We start from the raw sequence: 13,003 nt of genomic DNA, 5'->3' as shown, positions 1-13,003 counted from the left end.
TCTACCTTCGCCGACGAGGCATTCAATGACCGCTTGGTCATTTGCGTGGGGGAGGGCTACCCTGGCTAATGACCACTTGGTCAATAGCAGCTCGGACGCCGTTCACGAGGAGACGAACCGACATGACCGCCAAGCCCGAGGCTCCCTCGGAGGGGTCCTTGGACCAGCAGGTCGTGATCGTGGGAGCCGGCCCGGTCGGTCTCTGGCTCGCCCACGAACTCGCCGTGGCCGGCGTGACCCCCCTCGTCCTCGAACGCGCGGGCCGGCGCAGCCCTCACTCCAAGGCGCTGGGAATCCAGCCGCGCACCATCGAAGTGCTGGCCCTGCGCGACCGGCACCAGGACGTGATCGCCGGTGGCCGCCCCCTGCCGAACTGGCACTTCGGCATGCTCGAGGCACGCGTCGACTTCCGTGACCTGCCGACCCCCTTCCCCTATCTGCTGGCCCAGCCGCAGTCGGTCACCGAGCAACTCCTGGAGGGCTACGCCGCCGAACGGGGCGTTCAGGTCCGCCGCGGCCACGAAGTCGTCTCACTGACCCAGGACGGCTCGTCGGTGACCCTGGGGGTGCGAGGCCCGGACGGCGAGTACACGGTCGACGCCGGTTACGTCGTCGGCGCGGACGGGGCCCGCAGCGTCGTACGCCAGGAGGCCGGCATCGGCTTCCCGGGCTCCGACACGTCCGCGTACGGCTTCCTCGGCGAGGTGATCCTCGACCGGCCGCCGCTGACCCCCGGGTTCTCCGCCCTCAACGAAGCCGGACGCCTCCTTGTCGTACCGCTGCCCGGCGGAAGATTCCGTGTCACCGGGTACGACCCGCGCAACCAGACGCGCGAACCGATGACGCTGGACGAGCTGCGTGAGGCCTCGGTACGCATCGCCGGCACCGACTTCGGCATGCGTGACCCGTCCTGGCTGTCCCGTTTCGGCAACGCGACGCGGCTGGCGGCCACCTACCGCGCGGGCCGGGTGCTCCTGGCCGGTGACGCCGCGCACATCCACTGGCCGGCCGGCGGCGTCGGCCTGAACGTCGGCCTTCAGGACGCCATGAACCTCGGCTGGAAGCTGGCCGCGGTGGTCCAGGGCCGTGCCGACGACGAGCTCCTGGACACCTATCACGCCGAACGCCACCCGGTCGGCGGGGAACTCGCCGAGCACACCAGGGCGCAGACCGCTCTCATCGTGGGCCTGACGCCCGAGATCACGGCACTGCGCGCCCTCCTGAGCGAGGCCGTCGTCCGCGCGGGAGCCTTCTCCGACCTTCTGGCCGGCAAGCTCTCCGGGCTCGACATCGCCTACCCGCCCGCCGACGCCCGGGCGCACCCCCTGACCGGCGTCCGCGCCTACGATCCCGAGGGCGAGGGAGTGCTCCCGCTCCTGCACGACGGCCGCGCCGTGCTGCTGACGATGGGTCAGGAGCCGGTGGACGCGGCCCTGGCCGAGCGGGCGGCGAAGGCCGGTATCTCCGTCCACCCGAGCCGAATCGCCGAGACCGGCGGCCCCGCCTGGTCCGATGTCACCGCCGCGCTCATCCGGCCCGACGGACATGTGTGGTGGGCGACCGAAGAGCACAGCTCCGGAGCGGCGTTCACGGCCGAGGTCGGCAAGGCACTCGAAGAGCTGCGGGTGGTCTTCTCTCCGCCCGCCGTCGCGGACAGCGTCGTCTCCTGATCGATCCGCCCTTCGCTCTCGATCCCTGGATCTCCCCACTCGACGTTGCTGTTGGCGCTGGAGCCGACACCGACGCGGACAGGCGGACTTCGAGTCCGCCGCCGGGCCCGATGCGCCCGGCGCGGCCCCCCGACCGGCCATCGCGGCGAGGTCGGTCATGTCGGTCCGTCCGACCGGGCCGCACGAGAGGCCGACGACGGGGCGACCCAGGACGGCCGTGGCACGGTGGAACGCGCGGCGGGAGGGCTGCGCGAGTGGGGGGCGCCCACGCCGGTGCGATCGGGCCCATGAGGTCAGGCGGAGTGCCACACCTCGTCGACTACAGAAAGCCTCCGATCGAAAAATTGCCAACCTCGATCGTTTCTGACCGCTTCTTGTAAGGGGGTTTGGCTCGGTGCGTGAGCCGTGCAGGATGGGGCCGTGGTAGGCAACCTCCCGGTCATGACGACCAGCTTCGTCGGCCGCGACAGCGAACTCGACGCGGTCGAAACGGCGTTGACCCAGTACCGAGCGGTCACCCTGACCGGTGGCGGTGGTGTCGGCAAGAGCCGCCTGGCGCTGCGCGTCGCGGAGCGGGCACGGGGCCGGTACGCCGACGGTGTCTGGTGGATCGACCTGTCCAACCTCTACGACGACCGGCTGTTCACCGCCACCGTCTGCGACGCGGTCGACCTTCTGGACCACCATCCGCGCGCCCCGGTCGAGGGGCTGCGCGAGTGGCTGACCGGCCGACAGGTCCTTCTCGTCTTCGACTGCTGTGAACGAGTGCTGGCCTCCTGCCACTCACTGGTGAACGAACTTCTGCTCTCCGCGCCGCAGTTGACCGTCGTCGCCACCAGCAGAAGGCCTCTCGGTGTGCAGGGCGAGCACCGTGTCGAGGTGACTCCGCTCTCCACGGACGCCGGTGGCGGCGGAGACGCGGTGCGTCTGTTCCGCGAGCGCTGTGCCACCGCCGCCCCCGCGGTGTCCCTCGACTCCCGCGGTTCCGCCGAAGCCGTCTCCGCCATCTGCCGTCGGCTGGAGGGAATTCCGCTCGCCGTCGAACTCGCCTGCGCACGCCTGCGGGAGAGCAGCCTCACCGAGATCGCCGAGCGTCTCGGATCACGCCTCGACACTCTCGTGGACGAGACGGCATGGCCCACGCGTCACCGAGCGCTTCGCACCGCCATCGGCTGGAGCCACGAACTGTGTTCCCCGCTGGAGCGCCTGCTGTGGGCCAGGCTCTCCGTCTTCCGCGGGCCCGTCGAAGTGCCGGACGCCCAGGCCGTCTGCGCGGGTGGCCCTCTCGCCGCCCACGACATCCCCCGGCTGCTCGACCGGCTGGCCGATCAGTCCGTCCTCCAACGGGTGGGCACCCGCTACCGCATGCTCGACACCCTGTGCGAGTACGGGGCGATGTGGCTCGCGGAGCTGGGCGAGGAACAGGCCGTGGTCCAACTCCACGCCACGCACTTCGCCACCATGCTGGCCGAGGCCGAAGCCGGCTGGCTCAGCGGCCAGCAGGTCGCCTGGTACGCGCGGATCTCCGCGAGTCACACCGACATCCGCGCCGCACTGGACCATCTCATCGAGGCGGACCCCGATGCCGCTCTCGAAATGGCGGGCCGGACGGGCCTGTTCTGGCCCTGTTGCGGACACCTCCACGAGTCCCGCGACTATCTCGAACGCGCCCTGGTCCTCGACACGCCCGAGGGCCCGTCCCGTACCCGGGCACTGTGGGCCCTGGGTATCACGCTGACCCTCCAGGGCGACCACCGCACCGCCCTGCGCGTCGGGGAGGAGTGCGCCGACGCGGCGCGACAGGACGGTACCCCGCAGTCCGCGCTCTTCGCCGCCCACACCCTCGGCCTCACCCACCTCATGGCCGGTCGCCCCCAGGCCGCGTACGACGTGAGCGACCACGCCCTGATCACCCGCGGTACGTCGCCCCCGTCAGGGGCCCCGCAACTCTGCTGCATGGTGATCCGGACGTTCGCCCACTCCGCACTGGGCCGACTGGACGAGGCCTACGAAGCGGCCATCGGCCTGCGCCGTCTCAGCCTCAGGTACGGCGAGCACTGGGCGCGGTCGTACGCGTTCCACCAACTCGCCTTCATAGACCTTCTCCAGGGGCGCGCGCACGACGCCGAACGCCACGCCCGAGCCATGCTCACCAGCAAGCACAACCTCAACGACAACCTCGGGATCGCACTCGCTCTCGACCTCCTCACCGGTGCGAACGCCGCTCAGGGCAACGGCATCGGGGCCGCCCGTACCTCCGGCACCGGGAACTCGTACTGGCGCATGCTCGGCCACCCGAACCGCGGCACGCCCGAGCTCTCCGAGGTTCGCGACCAGTGGGAGCTGCAGGCCCGCCGGGCGGCCGGGGACGACGCGTACGACAGGGCCTTCCACGACGCGCTGAACAGCGACGCCGAACTGGGCCTCGCCCTCGTGCTGCAAGGCCCCGCACCCTCCTGACCGGGGCGTTCGAGCTCGGACGCCCCGGCTGCGCACCGGTCGATCCGGTCCGACCGGTCCGGTGAGCGGGTGCGGGGCGTCCCTCGGGGTGGTGTCGCGGGCCTCTTGACCTTGGCGTGACCATGCCCGAGTGTGTGGTGGCCGGGACGCCTCTGCACAGGAGTCGCACGTGAGACGCTTCAGAACGCAAGTCGCCGTCGTAGCCGCTGTCATGGCAGCACTGGTCGGGGGATCGGGAGGAGCGGCTTCCGCTGCTCAGACAACGTTGTCCACAGCGAGAGCCACCGAACTCGTCGAAGATCCCACCGAGTTCGTCGACCCGCTCATCGGCACCGGCAACGGCGGCGCGTCCGTCGGAGAGATCAACAACTTTCCCGGCCCGTCGACCCCGTTCGGCATGATGCAGTTCTCGCCCGACACCGAGGGCTCGTACGCCGGTTACCAGTACCACAGCGGAGAGATCAAGGGCTTCAGCCTCAACCACGCGTCGGTCGGCTGCACCGCGTTCGGCGACGTGCCGATGCTGCCGGTCGCGGGCGACGTGGGCAGCGCACCGTGGGACCGCGCCGAGACGTTCGGGCACACCGACGAAAAGGCCGAGGCGGGCTACTACGCCGTGACCACCGGCGACGACGCGAAGGTGCGCACCGAACTCACCGCCACCACCCGCACCGGACTGGCCTCCTTCACCTTTCCCGCCGGAACCGGGAAGAAGGCGCAGGTCCTGGTCAAGGGCGGCGGCAGCCTCGCCGGCGACAAGAAGGCCGACCTGACGATCTCCGGCGACCGCTCGCTCACCGGATCCGCGACCACGGGCAATTTCTGCGGCAAGGGCAACGAGTACACCGTGCACTACGCGATCACCTTCGATCGCCCCTTCGTCGCGCACGGCATCTGGGACGGCAAGGCGGTGACCGAGGACGGCGACTCGGTGGACGCCCCCAGGGCAGGCGCCTACCTGACCTTCGACGCCGCCGAGGAGCGCACGGTGCGCGCGAAGGTCTCCATGTCGTACGTGTCGGTCGCCGGCGCTCAGGCCAACATGGCCGCGGAGATGCCCGGTTGGAACCTCGACGACGTCCGTGAGCAGACCCGGGACCAGTGGAAGCAGGCGCTGCGCAAGATCCGTGTCGCGGGCGGCGAGAGCGGTGAGCGGAAGATGTTCTACACCTTCCTCTACCACTCGCTGATGCACCCGAACACCTTCGACGACGCCGACGGCCGTTACACCGGCTTCGACGACGAGGTCCGCACGCTGCCCAAGGGCCGCACGCAGTACGCGAATTTCTCCGACTGGGACACCTACCGCTCACTCGCCCCGTTGCAGGCGATGCTGTTCCCGAAGCAGGCGAGTGACATGGCGCAGTCCCTCGTCAACGACGCCGAACAGGGCGGCTGGTGGCCGCGCTGGCCGCTCGCGAACGACTACACGGGCCAGATGACCGGCGACAACTCCGTGCCGTTGATCGCCAACCTCTACGCCTACGGCGCGCGCGACTTCGACCTCAAGACCGCACTGAAGTACCTGGTCAAGGGCGCGACCTCGGTGGACCACACGCCGGGCGCCTACCAGGAGCGGCCGGGCGTCGAGGACTACATGGAGCGCGGCTACGCGAACAACAGTGGTGTGCGCGGGGACCACGCCCGCGTCGGCGCCTCGGTCACCCTCGAGTGGGCGATCGACGACTTCGCCATCGCACAGCTGGCACGGGCCGCCGGTGACCGCGGCACGGAACGCACCTTCACCCGTCGCGGCCAGAACTGGCAGAACATCCTCAACCCCGCGACCGGCTACCTCTCCCCGCGGGGCGAGGACGGTCTCTTCCCGGACGGACCCGGCTACCAGCCGCCGCCGGCGGGCAAGTTCGGCCAGGACGGGTTCGACGAGGGCAACGCGGCACAGTACAACTGGCTCGTACCGCAGGACACCGCCGGCCTCGTCCAGGCGATGGGCGGCCGCGACGCCGCGGCGAAGCGGCTCGACACCTTCTTCGGCAAACTCAACGCGGGTCCCAACGAGCCCTACATGTGGGCCGGCAACGAGGTCGACTTCGGGGTCCCCTGGGTCTACAACCAACTCGGCATGCCGTGGAAGACGCAGGAGAAGGTCCGCGCGATCGCGACCGGCCTCTTCAGCCCGACCCCCGACGGCGAGCCGGGCAACGACGACCTGGGCGCCCAGTCCTCCTGGTACGTGTGGGCCGCACTCGGGCTCTACCCCGCGACACCGGGCACCGCCGACCTGTCGGTGCACAGTCCGCTCTTCCCGCGCGTGGTCGTGGATCTGCCCGGCCACGGCCGGGACTTGGACATCCGGGCCCCGCGGGCGACGGCGGGCACGCCCTATGTGCACGGCCTGCGACTGGACGGCCGCGACCATGAGCGCACGTACCTGCCGACGTCGGCGCTGACGAAGGGCGGCCGACTGGACTTCGTCCTGTCGGGTACCGCGGACAGGACCTGGGCCACGTCGGCGAAGGCGGCGCCGCCGTCGTACCGCGACGGCGAGCAGGACTTCCTGGCGTACGCGGCCCGGAACCAGGTGACCACGTCCCCGGGCGGCGCCGGCACGAAGCTCATGGTGCACGGGCAGCGACTCGCCGGACACGACCGCGCGCTGACCGTCGCCGCGGACGCCCCGCCCGGACTGACCGTGTCGGGCGGCAGGATGAACCTCGCTCCCGACACGGGTTCCGGTACCGCCGAGTTGACGGTGAAGGCGGCGGCCGGGACGGAACCGGGCTACTACGAGGTGCCGTTCACCGTCCGGGGCCGCGCGGGTGACCCCGTGCACCGCACCGTGATCGTCCTGGTGGCCGAGGAAGGCGGCGTCACCGCGGCTCTCGGTGACGCGTACACGACGGTCGGAGTGTCGAGCGACGGCACACCGGCCGAGGCGGACTTCGACGGCGCGGGCAACAGCTACTCGCGGCAGGCGCTGGCCGCGGCCGGGCTCAAGGGCGGTGCGACAACACAGGTTTCCGGCACGAGCCTCACCTGGCCCGGCACGCCCGCGGGCCGCCCCGACAGCGTCACGGCGAACGGCCAGCGGCTCGACGTCGGCGCCGGCGCCGAGGAGGCCGAACGACTGGTCTTCGTCGGCTCGGCCACGAACGGCGACCGCCGGGGAAGCGCGACGGTCACCTTCACCGACGGCACCACCGCGCGGACGGATCTGTCCTTCGGCGACTGGACCCGACCCGGCGGCGGCACTGATCCGGTGTACGGCAACTCCGTGGTGGCGAAGACGGAGTACCGCAACACCCCGAACGGAAAGGGCGAGGCGGTGTTCGTCTTCGCGACCCGGCCCTACGAGGTTCCGGCGGGCAAGCGGATCAAGTCCGTGACCCTGCCTGAGGACGGAAACCTGCACCTCTTCGCGCTGGGTCTCGGCTGAGGTCCGCCGTGGGCCGGAGACCGACCCCGGTCCCCGGCCCGCGGGCCTCTCCCCGGCCGCGGGCTCAGCCGCGCGCATACTCGACGCCGACCCGGATGAGTGCCTCGTCGTAGGCGTCCTCGCACGCAGGGTGAGATCCGGCAGGCCGACCGCGACCGCTTCGACCGGTGGCCGGAGGCGGAGCCGCACCGAAGCCCACCGGCCATCGGTGGCGAGGCCCTGGCCGGCGGGACGGGACCCCTGCGTGCCGACGGGCAGGTGGCGGTTGCTGTCACTTTTTACCGTCATTTCTTTGACTTCGGCCAGCCGTACTCCTACGTTGGTACGTACAGGTTTTTGTCCTTTTTGTGGGCAAAAAATACGATCCGACAGTCCGCATCTCGGAAGGGCAAGACATCCGGCGACGGACCCGCACACGGGCTGTGTGTCGGCCCTGATGTGCATGGGCGCTCGCTCTCCTGCGCCCGGCAGCGACATCAACCCTCTGGAGAGGGGATCATCATGCGAGCGAACACCTCACGCATTAGGCGAGTGGCCATCGCCGTCTGCACGGCGCCCATCATCGCCATCGCGGCCGGAGTCGGAGCGGCCAGCGCGGCAAGCGCTCCCGCGTCTGCTCCGTCGGCAACCTCGTCCGTGCACGAAGACGGCTGGGGTTGGGGCGGCGGTCACGGCGGCGGCTGGGGCTGGGGCGACGACAGCGGCTGGGGTTGGGGCGGCGGCGGCTGGGGTGGCGGCGGCTGGGGCGGCGGTTGGGGCGGGGGCGGCTGGGGCGGCGGCGGTTGGGGTGGCGGAGGTTGGGGCGGGGGCGGCTGGGGCTGAATCGACCAGTCATCCGCTACGGCCATCCGTATGACCGGCATCAATTGATGGATCCGGGCGTCCGAGCCCGTGGGACGCCCGGATTCCTGCCGTCACCTGGGCGGCATCCGCGTACACGAGGACGTCGAGGCTGTGAGGCGGGATGAAGATCGTCTGCGTGGGTGGCGGTCCGGCCGGACTGTACTTCGCGATCTCGGCGAAGCTCCGCGACGCCGGACACGAAATCACCGTCCTGGAACGTGATCCGCCCGCGGCCACGTACGGCTGGGGCGTCGTCTACTGGAACGACCTGCTCGACATCCTGCATCGCAACGACCCCGAGAGCGCGCGGCAGATCGGCGCCAGATCCGTGCTCTGGCAGGGCCAGGAGGTGTGTCTGCACGGCGCCCACCACGACGGGTCGGCGTACTTCGGCGGCTACGGGTACAGCATGGGCCGCGCGGCCCTGCTGGACGTACTGACGCGGCGTGCGTCGAGTCTCGGTGTGGACGTCCAGTACGGGCGGCAGGCCACGGACGCCACGCAACTGCCGGAAGCCGACCTCGTTGTCGCGGCCGACGGTTCCAACAGCCGCATCCGGCAGGCCAACTCCGCGCACTTCGCCCCCCGCGTGGAGGTCGGCCGCAATCCCTACATCTGGCTCGGCACGGACAAGGAGTTCGACAACTTCGTCTTCTGCTTCGAGCAGACCTCCGCGGGCTGGATCTGGTTCCACGCCTACCCGTCGGTCAAAGGGATCGGCACGTGCATCGTGGAGTGCTCTCCGCAGACCTGGCACGGCCTGGGGCTTGATTCCCTGAGTGCCGAGGAGAGCACGCCACTGCTGGAGGGGATCTTCCGGCGGGCCCTCGACGGCCACTCGTTGATCAGCAAGTCGCGTGGCGAGGCCGCGAGTTGGCAGCGCTTCCCGCACGTCAGCAACCGGACGTGGTTCCAGGGTGACACGGTCCTGATGGGCGACGCCGCGCACACCACCCACTTCACGCTGGGGTCGGGGACCAGGCTCGCGATGATCGACGCGATCGTCCTCGCCCACAGCCTCTCGCAGTACCCGGAGAAGACGGTCGCGCTGCGGGAGTACGACCGGCACCGTCGTGCCGAACTGCACTCCGTACAGGCGGGCGCCCGCTCGAGCATGGCCTGGTTCGAGCAGCTCGACGACTACCTCGACCGCGACCCGGTGTCCTTCGCGTACGCCATGGCGGTGCGTCAGGGCAACCAGACGCCCTGGCGGTATCAGGTGCACCTCGCTACTCAGATCGCCGCGATCCGCAGGGCGCGACGTGCCTACGACTCCGGCAGGCGCTGGTATCTCACCAGACGGCGAGGCGAAGCACCGCTGCCCGCGCTGGGAAGAAGCCGTTCCGCCGGGCGCGAGGCGACCGAGGTGAAGACGCCGCTGCGCATCACCTGACCGAGGGCGAGCTCGTGGGTCCGCGGTAGGGTCGCGGTCGGCGATCCGGGGGAAGAGGGAGCGGTGCCGACCGATTCGGACAAGATCGAACTGAGCGAACACGAACTCCGGGAGATCGCGGGCTACGCAGCCGAGTGTGCGCGCAGGACGCTGGCGATCTTCGAACAGAGTCTTCCGGCCGACTCACGCCCTCGCGACGCCGTCGACGCGGCACAGGCCTTCGCCGCGGGCGGCCGACGCACGGCCGCCCTGCGGCAGGACGCGTGGGCGGCGTACGGAGCCGCGCGGGAAGCCGTACCACCTGCCGCGGCCGACGCGGCACGAGCGGCGAGCCATGCGGCCGCCGCCGCGTACCTTCATCCCAAGGCGAGCGCTCACCAGGTGAAACACATCCTCGGTGCCGCGGCACACGCGTCACGCGCGGAAGAGCTGGCATCCGGAGCGGACCCGCGCGTCACCGCGGGAACCCTTGACTGGGCGTGTCGACACGCACCACCAGCGGTCGGCGCGGTGCTCGGCCGTCTGCCCCCGGCACCTTCCGGAGGAGGGCGGGTGGGCGAACTCCTTCGCGTGCTCGACGCCGCTCTCCGCGCCTGAGGGCGGCCGCGCGACAGGCGCGGAGGGGGGAAATGGGCTCCGCCGGTCGACCGATCCGGCACGACGGCGCGGTCCGTGACGGCGTGGACCACGTCCGGATGCGCGGGGTGTGGCCGCGCGCGATGCTTGCCGCATGACCGAGCGTTCCGTAGTCGTCAGTGCACTCGTCAAAGGGGAGGGGCGCCAGGTGTGCGTGGACGGGGAGAGCATGGGGGCGGCCTTCAGCCTGCGTGGGCTGGCCGAGATCATGCGACGGGCGGGTTGGACCGACGTGGATGAGATCGACGTGGCGGACTCGCCGGTCATCGAGTGGCACGGCGGCGGCCCCGAGGTGTGGTCACGGCAGGGATGACTCCGTGGTGGTCGCGGCCGCCGGCCCGCCGGCGCCGGTGCGGGCCATCACCGCGGCAGCCATGCCGGGTCCGTTCGTACCGCAGTGCCACAGCCCTTGGTCAGGCAGGCCGGCAGGTACCGTCGGAGGAGTTGGCGCAGCGCTTCGGTCGCGCGGTCGTGCAGGGTGCCGTCCAGGCCTCTCAGGGGGTGTGCGTCACCGATGACGAGGGCCTCCTCGCCCGCTGGACCGATGTCGAGAAGGGTCCTCGGGGTGCCCGCCACGCGGCAGGGCCACCGATCGGGATGCGGGACCGCGAGCGCGCCGGCCGGAGGAACTCGACGTGCACGTCGGGCCGGTCTGGCGGATGATGTTCCCATTGCCGGTTCTCTCCTCGGATTCCGAGAGCTACGGCGCATTCGCGTTTCTCCCTGCCGAGGACGGGCACCCGGCTGAGGTATCCGAGAGATGTACGGGTATCCAGAGGATGACGGAAGAGCCGGGCCCCGCACGGGCTGGGCGCAGGAAGAAGATGAAGTGTCGTGAGCACTGAGGTCAGCAGGAAGATCGCCACGCGCCGGCCGGAGACGGGCTGGGCGGAAGCGCGTCGTCGGCACGGGAGCGGAGTACGTACCTGCGTTCCTGCGACCGTCGCCCTCGCCGCGCGGCGGGACCAGGCGGACAGCCCCGAGGGGAACATCGTCAGAGGTGAGGACTGAACCCTCGTTCCGGGAACGGGTGCCAAGGCTGAGGGCCGGTGAGGGAGGCGACTTCCCGACCGGCCCTTTTCTCTGTGTTCTCCCGGGTTCTCCCGGGCCGGCCCCGTGTGGTGGCTGCGCGACCCCGGCACGGTGACGGTCGTGGCGACCCGCCAGGTCTGGCTCGGCGACGGTCGGAACGGGAGGCGCGCCCGTCAGCCGCGGCTCGGTGACGGCTCCGGTTCGGGGAGAGGCGCTGCCGCGCGGCGGGGGAGCAGCAGCGGGGTCGCCAGCAGGAGCACGCCGGCCAGGCCGATGGCCGTACGCGGGCCGAGCAGGCTGCCCAGCACGCCCCAGACGGCGGTCAGGAGCGCGGTCGAGGCCTTGGTCGTCACCGCCCAGGCGGACAGTGTGCGGGTGACCCGGTCGGTCGCGGTGCGCTCGAGGCGGTAGGTGGCGTAGACGGGGTTGAAGACCCCGCAGCAGGAGATGAGCCCGAGTTCGACGCCCGTCACCAGCAGCAGCCCGCCGGTGTCCGGCCCGATGAAGGCCAGGCCCACGGGCCAGAGTGCGCGCAGCGCCCCCGTCCCGACCAGGACCCGGTGCTGCCCGAACCGGGTGACGAGCGGCCGGGCCAGCCGCGAACCGAGCAGGCCGCCGATCGAGGGCGCGGCGAAGGCGAGGCCGTACTGCCACGGTGCGAACCCGAGCGGACCGAGCATCAGGACCGCCAGCAGTGGCTGCGCGGCCATCACCAGGCCGTTGAAAAGGGCGGTGTTGAAGAAGAGTGGACGCAGCGTCGCGTCGGCGAGGATGAACCGCCAGCCGTCGAGCAGGTCCCCGGCCCGGATGCGTGTGGTCTCCCGGCGTTCGGGCAGCTGCTCGTGGCCGCCCGCCGCGCGAATGCCCAGGGCCGAGAGCAGGTAGCTGACCGCGTCGGCCACCACCGTCGCCACCGGACCGAGGAGTCCGATCGCGACGCCGCCCAGCGGGGGTCCGACGATCGTGGTCGTCCAGGCCGTCGACTCGAACCGGGCGTTGGCGACGAGCAGGTCCTCGGCCGGCAGCAGCGCCTTCAGGTACGCGCCGGATGCGGCGCGGAAGGTGATGTCGGCCGCCGCGACGACGACGGAGACCAGCAGGAGCTGAAGGAAGGTGAGCGCGCCGAGGGCGAACGCGGCGGGAATCGTCAGCAGCGCCGCGAACCGCACCCCGTCCATGGCGATCAGCACCGTCCGCTTGCGGCGGAACTCCACCCACGGTCCGAGCGGCACCGCCACGGCCGCGCCCACCGCGGCCCCCACGGAGGAGAGCGCGGCGACCTGGGCCGGTCCCGAGTGCAGCACCTGGATGGCGATCAGCGGGAAGGCGCCGAAGGCGAGCCACGTGCCGAGCGCGCTGGTCCCGTACGCTCCCCAGAACCAGCCGAACCGCCGCCCCAGCCGATCTCCGCGCGGACGTCCCAGCCGTTGTCCGCGCGGACGTCCCAGCGGCAGTCCGCGCAGACGTGTCCGCCGGTTCCCGCCTCTCATGCCCGTCGCCCCTCTCCACTCACCCGCACAACCGATCCGCGACCGGAAGCATCAAAGCGAGCGCCGTACCGAGGGGTCAAAC

The 13,003-nt window shown here is 71.0% G+C and carries 9 protein-coding genes; 7 read left to right on the top strand and 2 right to left on the bottom strand.

Features of this window, described 5'->3' with window-relative positions; all coding sequences use genetic code 11:
* Nucleotides 1-122: 122 nt before the first annotated feature.
* From GFH48_RS03015 to GFH48_RS02985, 7 genes are all read left to right on the top strand, one after another.
* Entirely contained in the window at nt 123-1,670 is a 1,548-nt protein-coding gene (locus GFH48_RS03015) for an FAD-dependent monooxygenase (RefSeq protein WP_153286745.1), read from the top strand.
* A gap of 441 nt (nt 1,671-2,111) precedes the next feature.
* Nucleotides 2,112-4,130, top strand: a complete 2,019-nt coding sequence (locus tag GFH48_RS03010) for an ATP-binding protein (protein ID WP_153286744.1) — start codon at nt 2,112-2,114, stop codon at nt 4,128-4,130.
* A gap of 265 nt (nt 4,131-4,395) precedes the next feature.
* Entirely contained in the window at nt 4,396-7,527 is a 3,132-nt protein-coding gene (locus GFH48_RS03005; RefSeq protein ID WP_228120322.1) for a GH92 family glycosyl hydrolase, read from the top strand.
* A 636-nt stretch (nt 7,528-8,163) separates the two neighbouring features.
* Nucleotides 8,164-8,349, top strand: coding sequence for a hypothetical protein (locus GFH48_RS03000; RefSeq protein ID WP_228120320.1), 186 nt, complete (start codon nt 8,164-8,166; stop codon nt 8,347-8,349).
* Between the two features lie 142 nt (nt 8,350-8,491).
* Nucleotides 8,492-9,763 (top strand): FAD-dependent monooxygenase, encoded by a 1,272-nt coding sequence (locus GFH48_RS02995; protein WP_153286742.1) that lies wholly within the window; start codon nt 8,492-8,494, stop codon nt 9,761-9,763.
* Between the two features lie 63 nt (nt 9,764-9,826).
* Complete coding sequence (locus tag GFH48_RS02990) at nt 9,827-10,360, top strand: putative immunity protein (protein WP_153286741.1); 534 nt, start codon at nt 9,827-9,829, stop codon at nt 10,358-10,360.
* Nucleotides 10,361-10,493: 133 nt separating this feature from the next.
* Nucleotides 10,494-10,712, top strand: coding sequence for a hypothetical protein (locus GFH48_RS02985; protein WP_153286740.1), 219 nt, complete (start codon nt 10,494-10,496; stop codon nt 10,710-10,712).
* Between the two features lie 47 nt (nt 10,713-10,759).
* On the opposite strand, the gene GFH48_RS02980 is transcribed toward GFH48_RS02985, so the two are convergent.
* Nucleotides 10,760-10,975: a hypothetical protein gene (locus GFH48_RS02980; RefSeq protein ID WP_153286739.1), complete on the bottom strand. Its 216-nt coding sequence runs from the start codon at nt 10,973-10,975 to the stop codon at nt 10,760-10,762.
* Nucleotides 10,976-11,604: 629 nt separating this feature from the next.
* Nucleotides 11,605-12,921: an MFS transporter gene (locus GFH48_RS02975; protein ID WP_153286738.1), complete on the bottom strand. Its 1,317-nt coding sequence runs from the start codon at nt 12,919-12,921 to the stop codon at nt 11,605-11,607.
* Nucleotides 12,922-13,003 lie beyond the last annotated feature (82 nt).

It is taken from the genome of Streptomyces fagopyri (assembly GCF_009498275.1).
Lineage (GTDB): Bacteria > Actinomycetota > Actinomycetes > Streptomycetales > Streptomycetaceae > Streptomyces > Streptomyces fagopyri.
Note: the sequence above shows the minus strand (reverse complement) of the source record. Positions and strands in the feature narration are given on the sequence as shown.

Bases quoted from the DNA above. Each gene is read 5' to 3' on its own strand.
- GFH48_RS03015 (WP_153286745.1), top strand. From the start codon at position 123: ATGACCGCCAAGCCCGAGGCTCCCTCGGAGGGGTCCTTGGACCAGCAG.
- GFH48_RS03010 (WP_153286744.1), top strand. From the start codon at position 2,112: ATGACGACCAGCTTCGTCGGCCGCGACAGCGAACTCGACGCGGTCGAA.
- GFH48_RS02995 (WP_153286742.1), top strand. From the start codon at position 8,492: ATGAAGATCGTCTGCGTGGGTGGCGGTCCGGCCGGACTGTACTTCGCG.
- GFH48_RS02985 (WP_153286740.1), top strand. From the start codon at position 10,494: ATGACCGAGCGTTCCGTAGTCGTCAGTGCACTCGTCAAAGGGGAGGGG.
- GFH48_RS02975 (WP_153286738.1), bottom strand. From the start codon at position 12,921: ATGAGAGGCGGGAACCGGCGGACACGTCTGCGCGGACTGCCGCTGGGA.